General features: G+C 73.1%; 17 protein-coding genes. 10 read left to right on the top strand and 7 right to left on the bottom strand.

Features of this window, described 5'->3' with window-relative positions; all coding sequences use genetic code 11:
* Nucleotides 1-2,291: 2,291 nt before the first annotated feature.
* Entirely contained in the window at nt 2,292-5,258 is a 2,967-nt protein-coding gene (locus MXD60_RS18810) for a hypothetical protein (protein WP_248820627.1), read from the top strand.
* Between the two features lie 4 nt (nt 5,259-5,262).
* Here MXD60_RS18810 and MXD60_RS18805 read toward each other — a convergent pair whose 3' ends face one another.
* The 3 genes from MXD60_RS18805 to MXD60_RS18795 form a co-directional block, all read right to left on the bottom strand.
* Nucleotides 5,263-6,294, bottom strand: a complete 1,032-nt coding sequence (locus tag MXD60_RS18805) for a hypothetical protein (RefSeq protein WP_248820626.1) — start codon at nt 6,292-6,294, stop codon at nt 5,263-5,265.
* 152 nt (nt 6,295-6,446) lie between these two features.
* On the bottom strand, nt 6,447-7,238 hold the full coding sequence (locus MXD60_RS18800) for an SDR family NAD(P)-dependent oxidoreductase (RefSeq protein ID WP_248820625.1): 792 nt from the start codon (nt 7,236-7,238) through the stop codon (nt 6,447-6,449).
* A 169-nt stretch (nt 7,239-7,407) separates the two neighbouring features.
* Complete coding sequence (locus MXD60_RS18795; protein WP_248820624.1) at nt 7,408-8,532, bottom strand: Rv3169 family protein; 1,125 nt, start codon at nt 8,530-8,532, stop codon at nt 7,408-7,410.
* 277 nt (nt 8,533-8,809) lie between these two features.
* Between MXD60_RS18795 and MXD60_RS29465 the strand changes: the two genes are divergently transcribed.
* Nucleotides 8,810-10,813, top strand: coding sequence for an ATP-binding protein (locus MXD60_RS29465; RefSeq protein ID WP_248820623.1), 2,004 nt, complete (start codon nt 8,810-8,812; stop codon nt 10,811-10,813).
* Between the two features lie 228 nt (nt 10,814-11,041).
* On the opposite strand, the gene MXD60_RS18785 is transcribed toward MXD60_RS29465, so the two are convergent.
* A complete protein-coding gene (locus MXD60_RS18785) occupies nt 11,042-11,305 on the bottom strand; it encodes a hypothetical protein (RefSeq protein ID WP_248820622.1) in 264 nt (87 codons plus the stop codon).
* 60 nt (nt 11,306-11,365) lie between these two features.
* Here MXD60_RS18785 and MXD60_RS18780 point away from each other — a divergent pair, with 60 nt between their 5' ends.
* From MXD60_RS18780 to MXD60_RS18765, 4 genes are all read left to right on the top strand, one after another.
* On the top strand, nt 11,366-11,908 hold the full coding sequence (locus MXD60_RS18780; RefSeq protein WP_248820621.1) for an ABC transporter substrate-binding protein: 543 nt from the start codon (nt 11,366-11,368) through the stop codon (nt 11,906-11,908).
* Between the two features lie 195 nt (nt 11,909-12,103).
* Entirely contained in the window at nt 12,104-12,535 is a 432-nt protein-coding gene (locus MXD60_RS18775; protein ID WP_248820620.1) for a nitroreductase/quinone reductase family protein, read from the top strand.
* Complete coding sequence (locus MXD60_RS18770; protein WP_248820619.1) at nt 12,532-13,665, top strand: SDR family NAD(P)-dependent oxidoreductase; 1,134 nt, start codon at nt 12,532-12,534, stop codon at nt 13,663-13,665. Before MXD60_RS18775 ends, MXD60_RS18770 begins: the two co-directional genes overlap by 4 nt.
* 161 nt (nt 13,666-13,826) lie before the next feature.
* Nucleotides 13,827-14,003, top strand: coding sequence for a hypothetical protein (locus tag MXD60_RS18765; protein WP_248820618.1), 177 nt, complete (start codon nt 13,827-13,829; stop codon nt 14,001-14,003).
* Nucleotides 14,004-14,108: 105 nt separating this feature from the next.
* Here MXD60_RS18765 and MXD60_RS18760 read toward each other — a convergent pair whose 3' ends face one another.
* Nucleotides 14,109-17,465 carry a DEAD/DEAH box helicase gene (locus tag MXD60_RS18760; RefSeq protein WP_248820617.1) on the bottom strand — a complete coding sequence of 1,119 codons (3,357 nt, stop codon included), beginning with the start codon at nt 17,463-17,465 and terminating at the stop codon, nt 14,109-14,111.
* 254 nt (nt 17,466-17,719) lie between these two features.
* Between MXD60_RS18760 and MXD60_RS18755 the strand changes: the two genes are divergently transcribed.
* Nucleotides 17,720-18,667, top strand: coding sequence for an NAD(P)-dependent oxidoreductase (locus MXD60_RS18755; RefSeq protein WP_248820616.1), 948 nt, complete (start codon nt 17,720-17,722; stop codon nt 18,665-18,667).
* Between the two features lie 50 nt (nt 18,668-18,717).
* Here the strand turns inward: MXD60_RS18755 and MXD60_RS18750 are convergent, their stop codons facing one another.
* Entirely contained in the window at nt 18,718-19,467 is a 750-nt protein-coding gene (locus MXD60_RS18750) for a DUF4184 family protein (protein WP_248820615.1), read from the bottom strand.
* Between the two features lie 99 nt (nt 19,468-19,566).
* Complete coding sequence (locus MXD60_RS18745; RefSeq protein ID WP_248820614.1) at nt 19,567-20,274, bottom strand: IclR family transcriptional regulator; 708 nt, start codon at nt 20,272-20,274, stop codon at nt 19,567-19,569.
* 330 nt (nt 20,275-20,604) lie between these two features.
* Between MXD60_RS18745 and MXD60_RS18740 the strand changes: the two genes are divergently transcribed.
* From MXD60_RS18740 to MXD60_RS29985, 3 genes are read left to right on the top strand one after another with little or no spacing between them, the layout of a single operon-like run.
* Nucleotides 20,605-20,805, top strand: coding sequence for a hypothetical protein (locus MXD60_RS18740; RefSeq protein WP_248820613.1), 201 nt, complete (start codon nt 20,605-20,607; stop codon nt 20,803-20,805).
* Nucleotides 20,802-21,047 (top strand): hypothetical protein, encoded by a 246-nt coding sequence (locus tag MXD60_RS18735; protein WP_248820612.1) that lies wholly within the window; start codon nt 20,802-20,804, stop codon nt 21,045-21,047. Before MXD60_RS18740 ends, MXD60_RS18735 begins: the two co-directional genes overlap by 4 nt.
* Entirely contained in the window at nt 20,941-21,213 is a 273-nt protein-coding gene (locus MXD60_RS29985; RefSeq protein ID WP_368861253.1) for a glycosyltransferase, read from the top strand. Before MXD60_RS18735 ends, MXD60_RS29985 begins: the two co-directional genes overlap by 107 nt.
* The last annotated feature ends 7 nt before the right edge of the window (nt 21,214-21,220 follow it).

The raw sequence follows: 21,220 nt of genomic DNA, 5'->3' as shown, positions 1-21,220 counted from the left end.
CTACCTGCGCGAGCTCGACCTGCCAGTGGACCTCGAGATCTCCAGATTCGCCGAGGCCGTCGTCGCGGCGATCCGCCTGCCCGGCGAGGCCAACCGGGTGCTGGCCGCCGAGCTCGCGCCGTGGCTGGAGGTCGCCACCGAACATCGCTACGACCGCTCCGGCAGCGTCCTGTACGAGCGCGTCGACGACCTGCTGGCCGGGGAGACCGGGCTGGCCGCCGCGACGCGGTTGGTCGCCGCCGCGCGGACCATCGGCGTGATCAGCGGCGGCACACTCGCCGAGGCGGCGCGCCGCGCCGGCTGGCGGCTCGACCGTGCCCACCGGGACGCCCAGGACGCCGACTACCTGCGGGACTACCAGAGCCGTGCCGACGTCGAGGACGCGCTCGCCGCGATCATCGACGGTGCGGGCCCCGGCTCACCCTGGGCACTGCATCTGCTCGGCGCCGGCGGCATCGGCAAGACGATGCTGCTGCGCTACCTGGCCTCGGGGCGGTACGCCGCCGCCCGGGACCTGCCGCCGTTCCCCGTGGCGCGCGTCGACTTCGACCATCTCGACCCGCGTTACCCCGAACACCGGCCGGCGGAGGTGCTCCTCGCTCTCGCCGACGAGCTGACCGGCTACGGCCGGAGCCGGGCCTGGTCCTACGCCTACCGGCGGTTCTGCGACGCCGCCGGCGCCCTGCACGAGCATCTCGGCCGGGACGAGGCCGAGCGCGGGCCGGACCCGGCGTCCGGCCGGCCCGAGCAGGTGTACGGCAGCGCCCTCTACCCGTCGCACGGCCCCACCCGATCCACCATCGGCGCGATCCGGGCCGCCGCCGCGCAGACCCTCCAGGTCCTGTTCGCCGAGGTGGTGCGCGCCTTCGCCAAGGTGCTGCGGGAACTCGGCCGTCCGCGGGTCGTCCTGGTCCTCGACACCTGCGAGGAACTGTCCAAGCTGTATGTGCCGGGAGCGCCCGCCCCCGCCATCGACCGCACCTTCGACCTGCTCGAACGCCTCCACGGCGAGATGCCGGACGTGCGGATCGTCCTCGCCGGCCGCCGGCCGCTGACACCGCCCGCCGACGCGAACGCCCGGGCCGCCGGACCACGGCTGCACCATCGCGACTACCTGCGCGTCGTCCCCGTCACCGGTTTCACCGCCGACGAGGCCGAGAGCTTCCTCGACGCGGGACTCGCCGCGGTGGACAGCCCCGACGCGCCGGTCCACCCCGGCCCGAGCGCCGATCTGCGCGCGGCGCTGCTGGACCTGGCCCGGATGCCCGCGCCGACACCGGAGGAGGCCCGGTACAACCCGTTCGAGCTGGCCGCCTACCGCGACTGGATCACCCGCGAACCCGACCTGCGCCCCGAGGTGCTGCGGGACTCCGGTGACCCGCTCGTCGAGCGCCGCATCATCCAGCGCCTCGCCGACGACGACACCCGCGGCGCCCTCGGCGTCGCCGTCGAGCTCGGCCGCTTCGACCACGCCATGATCGCGCCCGCGCTGCGCCGCGTCGGCCTCGACCCCGGGGCCGCCTTCGACGGCCTCGCCGCCCAGGAATGGGTCCAGGTGGCGGCCGTCGGTGCCGACGGCCGTCCATCGTTGCTGGAGATCGACGAGCCGCTGCGGGAACGGATCCGGACCGTCATCGCCGCCGACCCGGCCGGCTACCCGATGGACCGCGCCGCCCTCGGCCGCGACGCCGCCGCCCTCGTCGACGCCGGCCCGCTCGCCGAGGTTCGCGCCGAGGCCGTCGTCGCCGCCGTCCGGCTGCTCCCCCCCCGACGAGGGCGCCGACTTCTGGTCGAGGCTGGAGGCGCGGATCGTCGCGACCGGCGAGTGGGCCTGGGCCGCCCAGATCACGGCCCGCGCCGCCGCCGCGGAACGCCCCCGCGCCGAGGCCGCCGAAGCCGCCGAGGCCGCCGAGGCCGCCGAAGCCGCCGAAGCCGCCGAAGCCGCCGAAGCCGCCGAAGTCGGCACCGACTCGGAGGCCGCCACGCAACGGCGAAGCCCCGCACCACCGGCGGGGAACGTCACGATCACGGCGGCGATCCTCGCCACCCAGGCCGCAGCCCGCATCCACACCGGCCATCGCGCCGACACGCTCCCGCTGTGGAACGCGGTGTCCGACCACGCACCCCGCCATCCGCGCCCCGCCGAGGGCAGGTGCCTGGCCACGCGCGGGCTGCTGGGACGCATCGCCGCCGGGGGCGGTCGCGACGAGCGGTTCCCGGGTCTGCCTGTCGGCCGTGTCTCGGCCGGGGTCATCGGGGACCAGCTCGTCCTCGCCGGCTCCGTGCCGGGCGTGCCGGCGGGCTCGGTTCTCGGCGCCCTGGACGCCGTCGTCAACGAGGAGCCACCCGACGACGACCCGTCCGTCTTCGCACGGTCAGGCGCCGAGTGGGAAGAGGATCTCGCCCGGCTGCGCGACCACAACGATTCCACCGTCCGGCTGGCCGCCGAGCTGGCCGGAGCCGTCCTGGGAATGCGTGCCGGTGCTCAGCCCGCGTGGGGGACGGTTCCGCGGTTGCTGGCCTCCGTTGACACCTTCGAGCGGACCAGCCGGGAGGCCCGGACATCCTGGGCGGACTGGGCGGCCCCACCGGGCCTGGTCGATCGCACCCACGCCGTCGTTCTGCTGATGCGGTCCAGCGCGCTCACGTCGAGCGATCCGCCCGACCTCACCGGCGGCTGGGTCGACGGCGTGCTTGCCCGCGTCGAGGACATCGACGCCGAACGGCACGCCGCGACGGCGCTCCGGCTGGCCCTTGAGCATCGGGTCGTGCCCAGGGAGATCCTGAGCCGGTTCGACCAGCACGTCACCTACATGCCGGGACGCGTGCCCACGGCCTGGTCGCACCGTCAGACGCGGTCGCTGGCCGCCGAGGTCGCCGATGCCTGGGCGCTGCTCGACGAACCGCACCGGGCCGCCTTCATCCTCACCGTCTACCGGGAGGACGCGCGGGCAACCGGTGCCGATCCCGGCGCCGTCGAAGAATGTGACCTGGCGTTGTTGGACCTGTGCCGGCGCTACCGGACAACCGAGTTCTGCCCCTCCATCCGCCAGCTGGCCAGAGAGGGGCCGCCGCGCGTGCGGGCCGAGGCATGGCTCGTGCTGACGCTTGTCGAGGGCAGTCGTCCCGAGACTCCCACCGAGGCCGGCAGCTGGCACGGCTGGTGGCGCTGCCAGGACTATTACTCGCTCACCCAGGGCGACGCGGCACGCTGGATGGAACCCCAACTGACGTCCCCCGACGCCCGCTGGCCGGCACGGACGGCGGACGTCGACAACGCCGAGTGGGCCCGTCTGCGTGGCCTGCCAGCCTCCTCGGACGATCATGCCATGCCGGGCGGAAACCCGTGGGACCCACACCTGTGGCTGCGATGGGCCGCCCTGCGCGCCACCGAACCCGACTCCTGGCCCGACGAGGTGCAGGATCTGTTGGATGGGCTGCCTCCCCTGGCGGGCACACGCGCGGCGGTACGTGTCGCTGAGGAGCTCAACCAGCGTCTGCCACGCGAGGCGCTGGCGCTGATCGACTCCCCCGGCCGTTGGTCCCGGCGGAGTTCTGAAGCACTCCGCTCGGCGGGTGACGTGTTCGGAGCCGCCGCCGCAACGATCCTGCGTGCGCGGATCCGGCAGCGGGCCGGACTACCCGTTGACGACCGTGCCGAGGTAGGGCGAGCTGCGACCGCCCTCGCGGGCTGGCCGGCGTGGGCGCAACGGGCTCGCCTGGCCGTCCTGGCCGACGGTGCGCAGGTCCAGCTGACCACGACGGAGGCGTCCGTCGAGATGTCCGGCGAGGTGGTGCCGCCGCCGAGCATGGACCTGGACGGGTGGGGCGCTCAACCGGGCGTCCGCCGACAGCCCGGTGAGAGATCCACCGTCGGGGAAGCCGGTGGCCTGGCGCCGGCTCGCCGCGCCGAGCCTGCCGATGTCATGTCGGCCATTCCGGTGCTGCGCCATAACCCCCCCGGGAGCGTGAAGTCATCGCCTGACAGGCGGACAGCGGTCCGCCGAGGAGGCCCCGTCACGGGGTCTGGCCTGCTCGCGCGACGCGTTCTGGGGGGCGCGTGGCTCCTGATGTCGGTTCCGCTGATCATCGTGGCGACGTCGATCGACCTGCCGCGGGCGGTGCAGGTCGCTCTGCTGGTGCTGGCGGCCGTTCCGATCGTTGGCAGCGCGGGACTGATGGCGATCTTTACCTGGGACTGGGCGGAGCAGCGCCATCGCGGGCGGCTGCCGGCGCAGCTGCTGAACCCGCTGCCACCGCGCCGGTTCGGACCGTACCGGGTTCGCCGCGGCGGATGGTTCTCCGTGGGCGTGGATGGGAGAGTGCGTCCCGCTGAGCCGCGCAGGCCGGCGCGCGATCGGCTCATACACCCGTCGTTGACGCTTCCTGCCATCGCGGTGGACTGGTTGGCGAAGCTCGTCAGGTCGCTAGGTCCACGTCTGCTGTCCGGCCGCTCGCTGTGGGACCTCAGGGATGGTCGAATCCGGGGCAGCGGTCGGGCGCGGGCGGGGCGGGCTCCCAGGTCTCAACCCGAGCTGCGACTCGTGGTGCTGGAGGTCGACAGGCTGGAGGACGGCGGCGACTGGGAGCGACGCCTCGCCGAGGTCGTGTCCCCCGAGGCCAGCCAGTGCGTGGTGTTCGCACGATTGAGGCCGGGCACGCTGAGGGGGTACCTGCGCTTCGGCCGGAGACCTTCCGGCGCCGCGGACTTCCACGGCCCGCCACACCTACGGCCGACGGACGCCGCCGGCGCGCCGATCACGGTCCCCGGGCTGACCCACGTGATCGGCACTCCGGTGCGTACCTCGTCGGGCATACGTCTGCGCGTCGCGGACGGCGACGCCGAACCCGAGGGCCCACGAGGCGGAATGCTGCTGGGCATCGAGGATCTCGACGTGCATGGCAGCGGGCTGACCGTGTTGCAGGCCGATCCGGTCGACGGCGGTGCCGCGCCGCTGGACGAGGATCGGCGCGGCTTCGTCGACCTGGCGATCGCGGCGCTCGACGCGGGATCACTCGCCGTCATCGTGCTCCCGCCCCTGCCGGACGCGCTCGCGGCCGCGGCGGCGGAGGCGATTTGGGTGGCCGCCAGAGCCGTGCGGCCGGGCGCGGATCGCGGTGCGCGCAGCGGCGACGTCCTGCCAGTCATCGCCGTCCGCGAGGCGAAGGCGGCGATCTACGCCGGGCTGCGAGCGGCGTCCGGGGAACCGGCCACCGATCTCCGCGCGGGCGACGATGTCCTGTTGTTCCTGGGCTGAGCCGTCACCGGGCGAGGAGGTCGGGCAGGGTGAGGCCGGCGAGGGCCGGGTCGCCCTGGGCGGGGAGGTGGGCGAGCACCTCGTCGGTGAGGGCGACGTCCGGGTCGGCGCCGGCGCCCTGTTCGCCCGGGTCGAGGGCGGCGGCGATGGCCGTGGCGATCCGGGCCCGGTCGGACTCGACGTAGTCGCCGGACGTCCAGGCCAGGGTGAGGGCCTCGGCGCGATAGTCGGCGAAGGCGGCCAGCCGTCCGTGCGCCCGGGCCAGGCGGGCCTGGGTGACCAGGGCCAGGAGCGCGGGGGAGAGCCAGACGTCGTGCTCCGTGCGGGTCTCGACGCGTACGACGAGGTAGTCGACGCCGATCAGGCGGCGGGTCGAACCGTCGACGAGCAGTGCGAGGCGGCCGTCGGCGTCGATCGTGAGTTCGCCGGGCAGTGAGCCGGGCGCCGCGTGCACCACGGCGAGGTGGCCGGCCCGCACCGGTTGCCCCCCGCCGCCAGGGCTTGTCAGCGCGTGGTGGACGCCGAGAACCGGCTTGTCACCGGCGGCGCCGATCAGCGTGTCGAGGCCGGTCGAGACGGCTTTGGCGACCGACGCCGCGGTCGCCAGCGGCGGTCCGAGCAGCTCCGCGAACCCGCTGACCAGCTGCAACGCCGTGCCCAGCGGGCCGCCGGCGGTCGCCTCGTAGACGGCGGCCTCGATCTCGATGATCCCACCGTTGAACGGCAGCAGCGGGGTGACGGAAAAATCGACCTGGTCGCCGGGCGCCGCCCACGCGACCGCCGGTCGGGAGAAGCTCGTGAACGCGACCTGCCCGGACGTCCCGAAGTCCAGCGAGGCGCCCGCGTGCAGCACCGGGAAACGATCCTGCCCCCAGCCGCGGGCCCGGGCGAGAAACCCCTCGGCGAGCCACAGCCGCACGTATCCCTGCGCCGGCCAGATCGGCGCCGACCCGGGCTCGGGCAGGAAACACGTCGTCACATGCTCCGCGTCCGCCCCGAACCAGCCCCTAACCCGCTCCCACAACCCCCCGGCCATACACATGATCCTATCGCTGCGATTCCAGGCGGACCGGCTTTTGTACTGAGCGCAGATCCTGGTCCCTCTGTACGGTTCCGTGTCCTTTTTGCCGTACAGAGGGACCATTGATCGCGATTACCGGGGGGGAGCCCGGCGGCACGCCGGAGCTGTCAGATTTCCGGGCGGGCCGGTGGGGGGACGGCGCCGTGCATGGCGGTGAGGCCGCCGTCGGCGGCGAGGGTGGCGCCGGTGACGTAGGAGGCGTCGGGGGAGGCGAGGAAGAAGATCGCGGCGGCGTGTTCCTCGGCGCGTCCCCAGCGTTGCAGCGGGATGCGGCGGCCGACCGCGTCGACCACGTGGGGATCGGTGCGGTGGCGGGCCATCAGGGGGGTGTCGGTGAGGCCGGGGGCGATCGCGTTGACCCGGATGCCCTCAGCGGCGTGGTCGAGCGCGGCGGCCCGGACCAGGTTGATCACGGCGCCCTTCGAGGCGTTGTAGGCCCAGTTCCCGGCGTCCGCCGCCAGCCCGGCGCTGGACGCGGTCACCACGATCGACCCGCCGCCGCCGGAGCGTATCGCGGGCACGACCGACCGGATCCCGATCGCGACGCCGCGCACGTTCACGGCGAGGATCCGGTCGAGCCGGTCGATGGCGTCCTCGTGCGCCCACGGCAGCGTGCCGCCGATCCCGGCGTTGAGCACCGCGACGTCGAGCCGGCCGAACCGCTCCAGCGCGGCCTGGACCATCGCCGTTCCGGTCGCCTTGCGGGCGACGTCCCCGACCAGCGGGACGATCGACGCCGCCGGGCCGGCGTCCGTCCCGCCGGGGCCGGCCAGCGCCGCCAGGCCGGCCTCGTCGACGTCGACGGCGACCACGCCGAAACCCCGCTCGGCGAACAGCCGTACACAGGCGCGTCCGATCCCGGACGCCGCGCCGGTGATGACGACCGAGGGGGTGCTCACACGTCCTCCAGCGAGCACCGGCGTGCGTCCGCCCCGGCGGCGAAAGCGGCCCCGCGCATCCGCAAAGCATCACCGACCGGTGCGAACAGCCGTTGTCCGCACCGTGACGTCCCGGTGCGGCGACGGTGACCAGATGGGAGGTTGATCAGAAGGGACGGTGATAAGACGGTCAGCTGGCGGGCCGCGCCGGGGCGCCGTCGAACAGTTCGCGGAAGCCGCCGGGCGCGTAGGGGCCGATGATGAGCTGCTCCATCACCCCGAGGCCGCGGCGCTCGCCCCAGCTGGCCCGCATGACCTGCTGGACGTGGATGCAGTCGAACGAGAGCGTGTCCAGCTCGGCGGACTTGTGCACCTCGCCGCCGACGACGAGCTCGTCATGCCACTTGCCGTGCCCCCAGACCGGGTGCTGGTAGCCGACGCCCTTCATCCGGAACGTGCGGATCGGCTCAAGCTCCACCGCACCGGCGTCGCCGAGGTGCAGGGTCGCGCCCTCGGAGCGGCGCAGGCCGGGGGCCCACCGCACGTCGTGGTGGGATTCGCCGAGCCACCGCGTGCCGGTGTCGGGACCGAACACCGGGCCACCCTCGGCGATCACGGGCAGCACCGCGGCGGTCCGCTGGCGCGGCCGGCCGAGCTCGTCCTCCATCGACATGAAGTGCAGGCACTCGTCGGCGAAGTTCAGCGGCGCCCAGAGGAAGAACGTCTGTGGCTTCATCGGCCGCGGCGCCATCCGAATACGGTCGCCGAGGCCGCGCAGCCCCCAGGACCGGTCCTTCGAGCCGACGACCGGCTGGCCGCCGGACGTCGTGACCGGAACGGACTGGCCGCCGGCGGTGATCTCGCCGGTCCAGCTCACCATCTGGGTGGCGCGGGTGTTGTCCATCAGCGGGTAGGCGCCGTCGTACAGGGTCTGGCGCGGCTCCTCGAAGGCAGCGGTGCGGGCGGTCGCGGTCAGGTCGGCGACCAGCCCGTGCTCCGGCGCGTCGACGCGGATCCGGGTGATCCGCAGCGGCTCCACGATCTCCACGCTGATCGGGCCGATCCGGGTCCGGGTCCGGTCGAGCGGGACCCGGCCGGAGGCGAACACCGACCGCTGGACGTCCTCGTGGACCACGGAGAACGCCGCGTCGATGATGCCGCGGTTCGGGTAGACGCCCATCGCGAGCGCGAAGAACATGTCCTCGCTGTAACCGTTGAACCAGAACCGGTCGAAGTGGTCGGGGTGTCCGTTGCCGACGTGGGCGACCGGCAGGGACGTCTGGTGCACGGGGTAGTCGTCGAACGGCGTGAGCATGCGGGGGGATTCCCTTCGAGCATCGGCGCACGGGCGGAACCCGCCCCGCCGGTGGGTCGCGCGTAGCTCGCCGGTCCGTTCGGAGCGTAAGTGACAGCATCCCGAGACGGCACCAACGTACCCGAGGCGGGTCGCCGCCAGGTCGGTTGACGCCGCCCGCGCCGGCTGCCGAGGATGAAACGGGGCCGCACCGTCACGATGGAGCCGCGCGGCGCCGGGCAGCGGCAGCCGTCGAGGGGGTCGTCGTTGAGCGGGCAGCCGGTGCTGCGAACATCTCGTGGGCGCCTGCGCCGCGCTGGTCGACGCGCTCCTGGACGCCTGCGCCGAGCTGCGGTTCCTGGTCACGAGCCGGGAGTCGGTCCGCGTCGACGGGGAGGCGGTGTACGTGCTGCGGCCGTTCCCGGTCGCGGGCTCGGGCTCGGGCCCGGGCCGGGAGAGTCCCACGGCGGATCACGACGCGGTCAGCCTGTTCGTCGAACGGGCCCGCGCGGTCCGGTCCGACTTCGCGGTCACCGACGCCAACCGCCCCGCCGTGCGGGAGATCTGCCGCCGGCTGGAGGGCATGCCGCTCGCGATCGAGCTGGCCGCGCGGCGCACCCGGGCGCTCGCTCCCGCGGAGATCCTCGCCCACCTCGACGACGGCGACCCCGAGATCCTGCGCCAGGACGGCCGGCGGGTCACCGCCCGCCAGCGCACCCCGCACGACAGCGCCGGATGGAGCCACGACCTGTGCACCCGGCTGGAGCAGCGGCTGTGGGCGAGCCTGTCGGTGTTCCCCGGTGAGTTCGACCTCGACGCGGCCGCGGCGATCGTCGGCCCGGACCTCGACGGGTCGCCACTGGAGCTGATGTTCGCGCTGGTGGACAAGTCCGTTCTCACCGTCGGGCCCGGGCCGGTGCGCGGCCGCTTCCGGCTGCCGCAGGCGCATCGCCGCTACGGCCTCGCGACGCTCGCCCGCCACCCCGGTGAGGCCGCCGCGCTGCGCCGCCGGCACCGCGACTGGTATGCCGCGATGGCCGCCCGGGCCACCCGCGAGGCCGGCGGCGCCGACTGGTCCGGCTGGCTGGGTCGGCTGCGCCGCGACGACGCGAATCTCCACGAGGCCCTGCGGTTCTGTGCCGAGGCGGGTGAGGGCCGGGCGGGCCTCACCCTGGCTGGTTCGCTGCACCGGTTCTGGCTGGTCGACGGCCGGTTCGCGCAGGGCCAGCGCTGGCTGACCCGGTTCCTCGACCAGACCGACGGCGACGACCGGGACCGGCTCGACGCCCTGCACGCCGCGGGCTGGCTCGCCACCCTGCACGGCGACCGGGACGCCGCGGCCCGGCTCCGTCACGACGGAGCGGCGCTCGCCGCCACCGCCCGGCCCGGACTGGACCGCACGGGCGGCCGCGCCGGACTGGACGGCCTGACGGGACGGGACGGGCCGGACGGACGCCGTGCGCTCGTCGCGCAGCTCGCTGGGCTCGGTGCGCTCTACGCGGGCAGCCCCGGCGCCGCCGAGGTGCTCGAACCGGCCCTGGCCGCGTTCCGCCGCGACGGCAACGTCGACCACCAGTTGAGGACCCTGTCGCTGCTGATGCTCGCGGCGGCGTTCGGCGCCGACCCGGGCCGCGTCGAGCGCTACCAGCGGGAGTGGCTTTCCATCGCGGAGCGGCTCGCCGCGCCCCAGCTTCGGACGTACGCGGACTGGGCGTACTCCATCGCGACCTGGCGCGGGGGCGATGCCGCGCGGGCCCGGAAGATCTCCTGTGCGACGCTCGCCGCGGCCGCCGACCACGACGGCGGACGGCCGGGCGAACTGGGTGTCGCGCTGCAGCTCGACGCGGCGGCCTGGTTCGAGAGCAGCCTCGGCGAGCACACCACGGCCGCCGTGCTGCTGGGCGCGGCGGATCGGGGGTGGGAACGGATGGGGACGTCGACCGCGGCGCTGCCCGGCCTGTTCGCGTGTCGTCGCCGGGCGGAGACGGCCGCCCGGCGAGCGCCGGGGGCCCGCGCGTTCGAGGCAGCCTGGGCCCGGGGCACCACCCTTGACCTGGCGGAGGCCCGTGCCTGCGCGGTGAGCGGCGCCGGTTCCCCCGCGGTGGAGCCGTTGACTCGACGGGAACTCGAGGTCGCCGAGCTGCTCGGCCGCGGGCTGAGCAACCGGGAGATCGCGGCCGCTCTGGTGATCTCCCCGCGCACCGCGGAGTCCCACGTCCAGCAGATCCTCAACAAACTCGGCATGCGTTCCCGCGCCCGGGTGGCCGCCTGGCTGGCGGCCCAGCCCATCAAGGCGTCCTGACGGGCCGTCGCTGTCGGCCGGCGCGGGCATCGTCGCCCGAGCCGAACGGATTCGCCGAACAGGCGGGGGTGCCCGGTCAGCAATGCGACATCTTTCAGCAACACTCGGGCTGGAAATACGACGGGATAACAGCCCGGCGGCGGCGGCGGCGAGGCGAGGCGAGCCGGCTGCGGCCCGGCTCGCGGCCTCGACGTCCGTGGCCGAGGTGCGGCCAGCGGCCCGGTGGGGCTACCCCTCGGTGACCGCGCTCCAGCGACGGTCGTGGGAAACAGCCGCGCCGGCGTCCTGCAGGCGCCGCAGCGCCGCGGTCACCTCGGCGGCGGGAAGGCCGAGGACGTGGGCCAGCGTTCGGGCGCGAAGTGGCTGGTCGGCTTGGCTAAGCGCCGCGTGGACGCGGGTGACGTTCCGGTCCGGTCGGCCGGGGTTCTCGCCGCCGGCCCGGGACTGCTGACGAGGTAGGTCAATACCTAAGTCGGCTTCTGTACCCGCCATGGTGACGGGATCCACATAATTCATTGGGTCACTCTCCAGAATTAGCCGTCGCCTATAACAATGCAACACGGAGCGGCTTTTCTGAATGCGAGTTCCATCGCGTCACCCGATGTAATTGTCGTAGTACGGCCCGGTGTTGGGTTGACGTGGTTCGTCGCGTGGTGGCGCGCATCGCTGTTCGGCGCCCGCCGCGGGTGGAGTCCGTCCGGACGCGCTAGGGTCGACGGCGTCTTCCCCTGGCTCCAGGGCAGGATCGACCTGTCGAAGAGCACCGCGCTCGACACCAGCGGCGACCTCAACCTGGAACCGATCGCAGGTCTGCACCCCGACCTGATCCTCGCCACGAACTTCTACAACCTCGCCGACCACTACGACCGTCTCTCCAGGATCGCGCCGACCGTCCACCGACGGCCGCGAGGCGGTGGATCTCGCGCACCGCAGCGCGTCGCTACGGGTGCACGCGGGTCCCCGGCACGCCGGCCGACAGCGGTGCGCCGTACACGGCACAGTGCGCGGCGGCGCACCTGGCGGCGCGCCATGTGCTGCGGCACACCTGGTTCGTGGGCATCGGTGGATCGCGACGGGACCCACGCCGGCGGCTGACGTGCTCCGATGGGCCTTCTCGCGGGTGGTGTGCGACGGGGGTACCCCGGTGGCGCGAACAAGACAATCCGGGCGCGGTGCATCGAGGATGTGCCAGCATCGGGCAGCGATCCGGTGTGCGCCCTCCCTGGCCGTGAGGAACACGGCGTTCGCCGGACCCCAGCGGGGAGGCTCCGGACAGGGGAGAGTTGGCGGGTGGCGAGGGACCGGATGTTCAAGGCGATGAACGCCGCGCACGGCGTTCTCCTGCGGGTGACCCGAGGGCGGCTCGGCGGTCGGGCCGGCGGGATGCCCGTGCTGGAGCTGACCACGACGGGCCGGCGCAGCGGGCGTGCCCACACGCTGCGGCTGACCTCCCCGATCCAGGAGGGCTCGACCATCGTCCTGGTCGCCTCCCGCGGCGGGGACGACCGCAACCCGGACTGGTACTTCAACGTCTGCGCCAACCCCGACGTGCAGGTGCGGCCCACCGGAAAGGACTGGCAGGCGATGCGTGCGCGGACAGCCACCCAGGAGGAGCGGGACCGCCTGTGGCCCCGCATCGTCGCCGACAACCGCTGGTACCGCGGCTATGAACGCAGGACGGAACGGCTGATCCCGCTGGTTCTGCTGGAGCCGGTGACATGACGCTTCGCCTGGACGGTGCCCGGAGGGTGCGACAACCGGGGATGTTCGGGGTGCGCCGCGGCGCACTCCGGAGGAGGACCCGTTCCGACCGCCAGCCGTGGACCCTCGCCGACGTGCCCGACCAGGATGGCCGGACGGCCGTCGTCACCGGCGCCGACTCCGGCATCGGCTTCGAGATCGCCCGGGTCCTCGCCGGCAGCGGCGCGACCGTCGTCATGGCCTGCCGCGACCTGGATCTGGCTGAGCGGGCCGCCGACCGCATCCGGGCCGACGCCGGCCCGTCGGGCGCGGACGTCCGCATCCAACGCCTCGACCTGGCCCGCCTCGCGTCCGTCGACGCGGCCGCCGACGCGATCCGCGCCGCGCATCCCCGCCTGGACCTGCTGGTCAACAACGCCGGCGTGATGCGCCCGACCGCCAGCCATACCGAGGACGGTTTCGACGCGACGTTCGGGGTCAACCACCTCGGGCACTTCGCCTTCACCGGCCTGCTGCTCGACCGGCTGCTGCCCACCCCCGGGTCGCGGATCGTCACCGTCAGCAGCCTCGCGCACCTCTGCGGCCGCCTGCGCGCCGACGTGCTGTCCCGCGTACCGGCACGGGCCGAACCGGCCGCCGCGATCATCGGCCGCCCCGCCGACGCGGCCCGCGTCCTCGGCTACCTGCCCCGCCCTCGGCGCAGCGCGGACGACACGCCCAGCGCCCCGCGGATGCGACTGCCGTATCCGAGCTCGAAACTCGCCAACCTGCTGTTCAGCCACGAGCTGCAGCGGCGCCTCGCAGCGGCGGGCGCCGAGACGATCGCGGTGGCCGCCCACCCCGGCATCGCCCGCACCGACCTGGTCCGAGAGCTCCCACCGTTCGCCCGCGCGTTCGTCACGGGACGCCTCGCACCGGCGATGGGCTGGCTCATCCACAGCTCGCAGGCCGGCGCCCTGTCGCCGATCCGCGCGACGGTCGACCCGACGGTGCGCGGCGGCGACTACTACGGCCCCGACGGCCTGTTCGGCGGCACCGGCCACCCGGCACCCGCCCGCGCCGGTCGCGTCACCCGCGACCACACCCGCCGCCGCCTGCTGTGGACCGAATCCGAACGCATCACCGCCGTCACCTACCCCCTGCCGCGCTGACACCGCTCGCGCTCCGCGGACACTGACCGCACCTGATCGGACTGTTCGTGAACTTTCGAGCGTGCGCTGCGATGCCTGTATTGGGCGTGGCGGTAGCGCATCATCACTGATGCCGGCGCCGCGATCGCGGCGGTGCCTCGGGTGTGGATGGTGATGGGGATATGCCTGAGCGTTCTTCGGGGCCGCCGCGGCCGCTCACGCCGCTGCGCCAGGTCCGGCTGGCCCGGAACTGGACCTTGGAGCGGGTCGTCCAGGAGATCGACCTGCGGACCGTGGGTGGTCACAGCGGGGTGACGCCGAGCATGAGTCTCCCACCGCTTCCTGTTAGCCGGCTGTGAGAAAGTGATCAGGACTGTCACCACCACCGTCACCAGCCCCGCGGCCGCGCCATCACGCTCCTGCGCGCCGGACGTTCCGCGCGCGGCCGCTGCGGTCGGGGAGCGTCAGGACAGCAGTTGGCGGATGTCGTCGGCGTCGAGGGTGGTGTCGACGAACTCGCCGCCGTCCAGGACGCTGGCGAACAGTTCCGCCTTGCGTGCCTTCAACGCCATAACCTTTTCCTCGATGGTGTCCCTGGCGACGAGGCGGTACACCATGACATTGCGGGTCTGGCCGATGCGGTGGGTACGGTCGACCGCCTGGGCCTCGGTGGCGGGATTCCACCACGGGTCGAGCAGGAAGCAGTAGTCCGCCTCGGTCAGGTTCAGACCGGAGCCGCCGGCCTTGAGACTGATGAGGAAGACCGGGGCGGTGCCCTCCTTGAAACGGCGCAGGACCGCCGGCCGGTTGCGGGTCGCGCCGTCGAGATAGCAGTAGTCGATGCCGGCGGCGTCGAGGGTTTCCCGCACCCGGCCGAGGAATCTGGTGAACTGGCTGAACACGAGCGCGCGGTGCCCGCCGTCGACGACGTCGTGCAGATGTTCGAGCAGGACGTCTATCTTCGCGCTGGGCAGGTCGTCGTGCGCCTCGTCGACGAGCCCCGCGTGCAGGCTGAGCTGGCGCATCGTCGTCAGGGACCGCAGGATGGTGAAGCGGTTGCGGTTCATGTCGTCGATCAGGCCCAGGACCTTCTGTCGTTCGCGCTGGAGCCGGGTCTGGTAGACGCGGCGGTGCCGGGGGTGCAGGTCGACGTCGATGACCTGTTCCTGCTTGGCGGGGAGGTCCGGCGCGACCTGTTCCTTGGTCCGCCGGATGACCAGTGGCCTGATCCGCCGCCGCAACCGGTCGAGGAGTTCGGCGTCACCGAGTTTCTCGATGGGGCGGGCGTAGTAGTCCTGAAATCGCGTCCGGTTCGGGAACAGCCCCGGCGCGGTGATCGACAAAAGCGACCACAGCTCCATCACGTTGTTCTCGAGCGGCGTTCCGGTGACCGCCAGTTTGAACGGCGCGGCCAGCAGCCGCGCGCACTGGTAGGCCTTCGACTGGTGGTTCTTGACGACCTGCGCCTCGTCGAGAACCAGCCCGGCCCAGTCGGCCGCGGAATACGCGTCGGCGTCGAGTCGGAAAAGCGTGTAGGACGTCACGATGACGTCGGCGGCAGCGCGCACCTCGTCGAGGGTCTCACCCCGGCGCCGCAGCGTGTCGGCGATGGCGGTGATCCGCAGGTGTGGGGCGAACCGGGCGGATTCGGCGGCCCAGTTCGCCACGACGCTCGTCGGCGCGACGATGAGGAACGGCGGCAGATCCGGGTCGCGCGCGTGGGCGTGGCAGATCAGCGCGAGTGACTGCAGCGTCTTGCCGAGGCCCATGTCGTCCGCGAGGATCCCGCCGAGCTGGCAGTCCCACAGCCGGCTCAGCCAGCGGAAACCGTCGACCTGGTAGGGCCGAAGGCCGGCCCGCAGGGTGTCCGGCGGCTGCTGCGCGCCGGCCGTGTCGACGGACAGCAGGGCCTCGACCTGCCGCTGCCAGGCCCGCGACTGGCGGGTGACGACGCCGAGTTCGACCAGTTCCTCCCACAGCCCGGCCTGGAACCGGCTCAGGCGCAGCGTCCCGCCGGCGGTGTCCTGCAGCGCCCGTGCCTCCTCGATCAGCGCGCGTAGCTGCCGCAGCTCGGGTTTGTCGAGGCTGAAGTAGGCGCCGTCGTCGAGCAGCAGGTGCGACTCGTCCCGGCCCAGGGCCAGGAAGACGGACGAGAAAGGGATCTCATGCCCGTCGAGGCGCAGGGTGATCCCGAGATCGAACCAGTCCGGTTCGTTCGGCACGTCGTCGGTCGACACCTCGATCCGCAGCGCGTCCCCGGCCTCGCGGTAGTCGGCAGGCCGGCCACCGACCTCGACGGCGATCCGGTCGTCCGCGGCCAGGCGCGGCAGCAGTTCGGTCGTGAACCGCATCGTGTCGACGCCGCGCAGCCGGACGGACGCGGCCAGGCCCGCTGCCCCGTCGCCGCCGGGCGCGAGGAGCCGACCGGCGTCGGCCGGCAGGTTCAGGCTGGTCAGGATCTCGGCCTCGGCGGCCCGGTCCCGGTGGGCGGCCGCGGCCGGGTCCGGTCCGTCGTCGTACAGGGGGGCGCGCCGGCGGGTGTCGCCGACCGCGTAGTCCCACTCCCAGCGCAGGTCGACGGTGTGGTCGGGGCCGTAGTCCGCCCGGGCGACGAGGGCGGGCGGCGCGATCACCGGCGGTTCGAACGACCCGTCGTGGGAAACGATCCTGGCCAGTCGGGTCAGGCGCGGGTAGTAGTCGGCGAGGAACCGCGGCCGCTCGGCGGCCGGAATCCGCAGACTGCTGTTCTCCACGGCGATCCGGACCAGTGCGGGCGGCACCGGCGCCGTCAGCCGGGCCAGCCTGAGGTGCCAGCTCTCGTGCTGGTCCGTCGCCTGGATCTCGGCGCGATCGACCCCGACGACGCCGTGACCACCGAGGAAGGCGAACGGCGCGACGTCCCGCTGCGCCTCGCCGTCCCGCTGCGCCTCGACGAACCGCAGCACCGGCCGGACGGTGAGCGCCGCGGCGGAGTCGGCGATGTCAAGGCACAGCTCCGCCGACCCGTATGGCTCGACGGTCCCCACGCTCTTGCGGCGGTGCACCAGCGGCATTCCCGCGGCCGCGGCCTCGTCGAGCAGCGGCCACAGCCGCGCACTCGCGAACGCGCAGAGGTCGAGGTGCTTCACGTCGGCGTAGCCATAGGAATACTGGCCGTACGCCGGCACCTCCTCGCCGGCCTGGTGGACGGCGTACATCTCCCGCAGGATCCGCAGGTGCGCCGGAAGATATGCCTCCCGCTGATGGTGCCCGTACGGCGACATCAGTTTCGACCAGGGGAGCGCCGCCACCCAGCCGGATTTTCCGGGCTTCACGATGCGCGCCAGCACGCGCAGGGACGGTTTGCCGCGTCCGGCCCGTCCCGTCGGCGCCTCGGCGGACAGCGTCAGCTCGATCGCCAGCGGCGTCGCCTGCGCCGGCCCGTCCTCGCCCGGCCCGTCGCCGAGCAGATCCGACAGGGTGGAAGCCCAGGTGGGAGCGGACGTCCCGCGGCGGCCGGTGGCGGCCCCGGTCGCCTGCTGGGCCGCCGTCAGCACGAGCGCGGCGGCGTGCTTGCAGTCGACACTCACCGGACAGCTGCACTCGCCGCTGCCGAACTGCCACGGCTGCGGATGGTCGCCGTCCGTGAGGAACGCGGTGGTCAGGTAGACCTCGCCGTGGCTTCCCTTCACCCGGCCCGTGATCGCGTTCGTCGCCCGTTGCCAGGACACCGCGCTGACGGCGCCCTGCTGGGTGTACTGCAGCGCGCGTTTGTAGGTGAGGTCTCCCACGACGGCCCGCAGCCGGACGCGGTCGATGGCCCGCAGCTCACCTGGCAGCATGCCAGCGACGTTACAGCGGCCCGTCGGTACGCGGCCGCACGGTACCAGCGCAGACCACGCTGGTTTCCGCTCCAGCCGAGATACCCCATCCTGAGATCGCCGGAGTGCACACCAGGTGATCGGCCCGCGTGGCGTCCACACCCCGGTCGGCGACCAGTGCACCGCCGCCGCGACCGTGTGGTCGACGATGCTTTTCGGATCGAATACCGTTCGCGAGTCGTTCGGCAACGGCTACCGGTAGACCGGCAACATCCATGAAACGGGAGTGCGCGCTGATGCGGGTTGCCTTCATCGGTCTCGGGAAGATGGGCTTTCCGATGGCCGGCCACATCGCGGGGGCAGGGTTCCAGGCGGCGGTCTTCAACCGCACGCCGGCCACGGCGCAGCGGTGGGCCGAGCAGCATCAGGGCACGGTGGGTCGGACCCCGGCGGCAGCGGCGGCGGGCACCGACGTGGTCTGCCTGTGCGTGGGCGCAGACGACGACGTCCGCGCCGTCGTCACCGGCCCGGACGGTGTGCTGGGCGCGCTGGCGCCGGGCGCGACGATCGTCGACCACACGACGACGTCCGCCGAGCTGGCCACCGAGATCGCCGCCGAGGCGGCCAAGCGCGGTGTCGGGTTCGTCGACGCGCCGGTGTCCGGCGGGCAGGCCGGCGCGGAGGCGGGGAAGCTCAGCATCATGTGCGGCGCCGACCCGGATGTCCTCGAACGGGTCCGTCCGGTGCTGGCCAGCTACGGTGCGACGATCACGCGGATCGGGCCGGTCGGCAGCGGTCAGCTCACCAAGATGGTCAACCAGATCCTCGTCGCCGCGGCGATCGAGGGCGCGGCGGAGGCGCTGAACTTCGCCGTCGCCGCCGGCCTCGACCCGGCCGTGGTGCTCCCCGCGGTCACCGGCGGCGCCGCCAGCTCCTGGTATCTGAACAACCGTGCCGAGACGATGATCCGCGACGAGTTCGACTTCGGTTTCGCCGTCGACTGGATGCGCAAGGACCTGCGGATCTGCCTCGCCGAAGCGGCCCGGCGCGGCATCCCGGTGCCCCTCGCGGACCTCGCCGAACGCGATTTCGCCGCCTCCCAGGCCCGCGGCGAGGGCCAGCTCGACGCCACCGCGATCATCCGCCTGCGCCGCGCCGCCACCACCGCAGGTACGACGGCAACCACCACCACCCAGCCGCACGCCGACCCGTCGTCCCCCTGAGGCGCCGCCGCTAAGCGGTGGGATGACCGTGCGTGGTCGGCTCCGGTGGATCAGGTGGGGTCCGGCCCGGCGAGCGGCCGTCGCCACCGCGCCACCCGCCATCCGACGGCGATCAGGAGCAGGCCGGTCGCCAGCGTCATGACGGCGGTGACGATGCCGTGATACGCGGCGGTGCGCACCCCGTCCGGCAGGTTCGCCAGCGCCGCGGCGGCGCTCGCTGCCACGGCGATCGCGCCGATGCCCGCGAGCACGGCCGGCCCCGACGCGTGCCGCGGCGGCCGTAGCGGCCCGCGCGGCGCCGCGCGCAGCCAGGCGACGCTGGCCGCCCCGACGACAGCGAACCCGAACACGCTGGACCCGTACTGGAGCCACGCGTGGCCCGCCAGGCCGCCATGGTCGGCGGCCAGCCACGGCACTTGGCGCACGCCCCACCGGTCATGATGGGTGAAGGCATCCCAGCCGACGTGCGTCATCGCCCCCACGGCCGCGGCGACCGGCGCCAGCAGCCACTGACGGCGCGTGGGCCGGGCGCGGGCCGTGAGTCGCGACCTGACCGGATCGGGGCTCAGGTCGACGACGGCATCGCGGATCAGGCAGAACCAGAGGGCCAGGGCGGCCACGGCCAGCACCGGGTCGGCGGTCACCACCCCGAGCGGGCTGTGGGTGAACCCGTAGACCCCCGGCCAGCTGAAGAACACCGGGATGTCCGGCACCATCGACCCGGCCACCAGCGCGCTCATCGGCAGGCCCAGTCGCCGCAGCGGCAGCACCGCCGCCGGGTGGCTCAACGTGAAAGGCACCTGTCCGCTCCCCGCTGCCACCGCGATGAATGATGCCCAGACGTCGGAGAGTGACGATATACGAGGGGATAGGTCGATCTTCCGCGCGTGGCGCGGGAATCAGCGGCGCTCCACGAGCGCCACCGGCCCGGTCGGTGAACCGGGGATCCGCCGACCGAGCTGGGTGGCGGTACGCCGGAGCTGTTCGACCAGGCCGGCGGGTATCTGGCTGGCGATCATGACGGATGCCAGTGCGGCCACCACCGCACCGTCCTGGTTCCGCACGGGTACCGCCGCACAGCAGACCCCGTCGGCGAGATCCTGGCGGTCGAGCGCGGCGCCCTCGCGTCGGATGGCCGCCCGCGCCCGTTGCCACTGCCGCGGCGACATGCTCGGCGGCGGTTCGGACTCCGGCGCCGCGGCGAGCAGAACCTGGCCCACGGCGGTGTCGAGCCGAAACGAGGTCCGCGACTCACGCAGGTCGATGCCCCGCTCGGGCGCGGCGACGGCGGCCATCATCAGCGTCCGCTCCCGCAGGACGACCAGCGTGATCGCCGAGCGGGTGCTCGCGCTCAGCGACGTGACCGGCGGCCGACCGATCCGGGTCAGGCCGTGCAGGGCCCGGTCCGGCGCCGCCAACCGGCGCAGCCCGCCGCCGATCCGGTAACTGCCGTCGTCGGTCCGGTCGACAAGGTCCAACGCGGTCATCTGCTCGAGCAGCCGGTGGACGGTCGTCTTCGGCAGCCCGATCAGCCGGGTAAGGTCCGACAGCCCCACCGCCTCGAAGCGCGACAGCGCGTCGAGGACGTCCACGGCACCCTCGAGCACGCCCCGTCCCCGGCTGCCATCCCCTCGGGCCGGCAGCCCACCGTCGGACGCACCCGGTCTCGCCGCCGAAGCGGCATCATCACGCCGGATCCGCAGCTCCGGCGACCTCTCGGCCGGCTCGGACACCAGCGGAGGGCGCAGCGCGGCAGAGTGCGGCAACTCGATCATTGCGGGCCATACCCCCCGTGGAGAGTCCGCGACGCGGTAGGAGCGCGACAACCCCACAGTTTCCCATGATTCCTGGCTGGAATGTGGCCGGAAGATCCGACCTGTCGAACCTCATTCGCTGCCTGGTGGCAGGTTTCCGGCCTGGGAACCAGGCGCGGTGGTGTGGAAATCGGTGAAGCCCGGGCCGTCGAGCTGCTGGGCCAGGGCGAGGATGAGGGCCGAACACACTGTGCTGCCGACCGCGACGCTGGGTCCGGCGCCGAAACCGTCGAAGGGACCGCGGTCGTCACCGTCGACCGCGTGCCACTCGCGCTGTGGATGCTGCGGAACTTCGCCGTTGATCCCTGGCGGGATCTACTATGAAAGCCGACCGATCCGTGACCAGATTCGCGAAGGAGCAAAAAGCCATGGAGAACCAGCCGGGCCGTTTCGCACCCGAGACGATCGGGGTGAGTCTCGTGCTCATGCTGTGTACTCTCGCCATCTTCGGCTCCAGCCGTGTCCTCAGCGGGCCCTGGATTGTCGCCGCCCAGATCGTGGGAATGGCCATTGGTGGCGTCTTTCTGGTTCTCCTCGGGGTTCTTGTTCAGCAGGTCCGACGGTAGTCGGAACTCGACGGACCACGCTTTCCTGCTCCTCTCGGCGGCTCCCGATCCGCGGGTGAGAGCGCTGGCCACGCCGGTCCGGCGCGGGCCGGGTCAGGCCCGGCGGGCCGGCTGCGCGGCCGCACAGGGTCGGCTGATCTCCTCTCTCGACCATGACGACTGGTGACCGCCGC

The organism is Frankia sp. AgB32, from assembly GCF_023243045.1.
In the GTDB taxonomy this organism is placed as follows: domain Bacteria; phylum Actinomycetota; class Actinomycetes; order Frankiales; family Frankiaceae; genus Frankia.
Note: the sequence above shows the minus strand (reverse complement) of the source record. Positions and strands in the feature narration are given on the sequence as shown.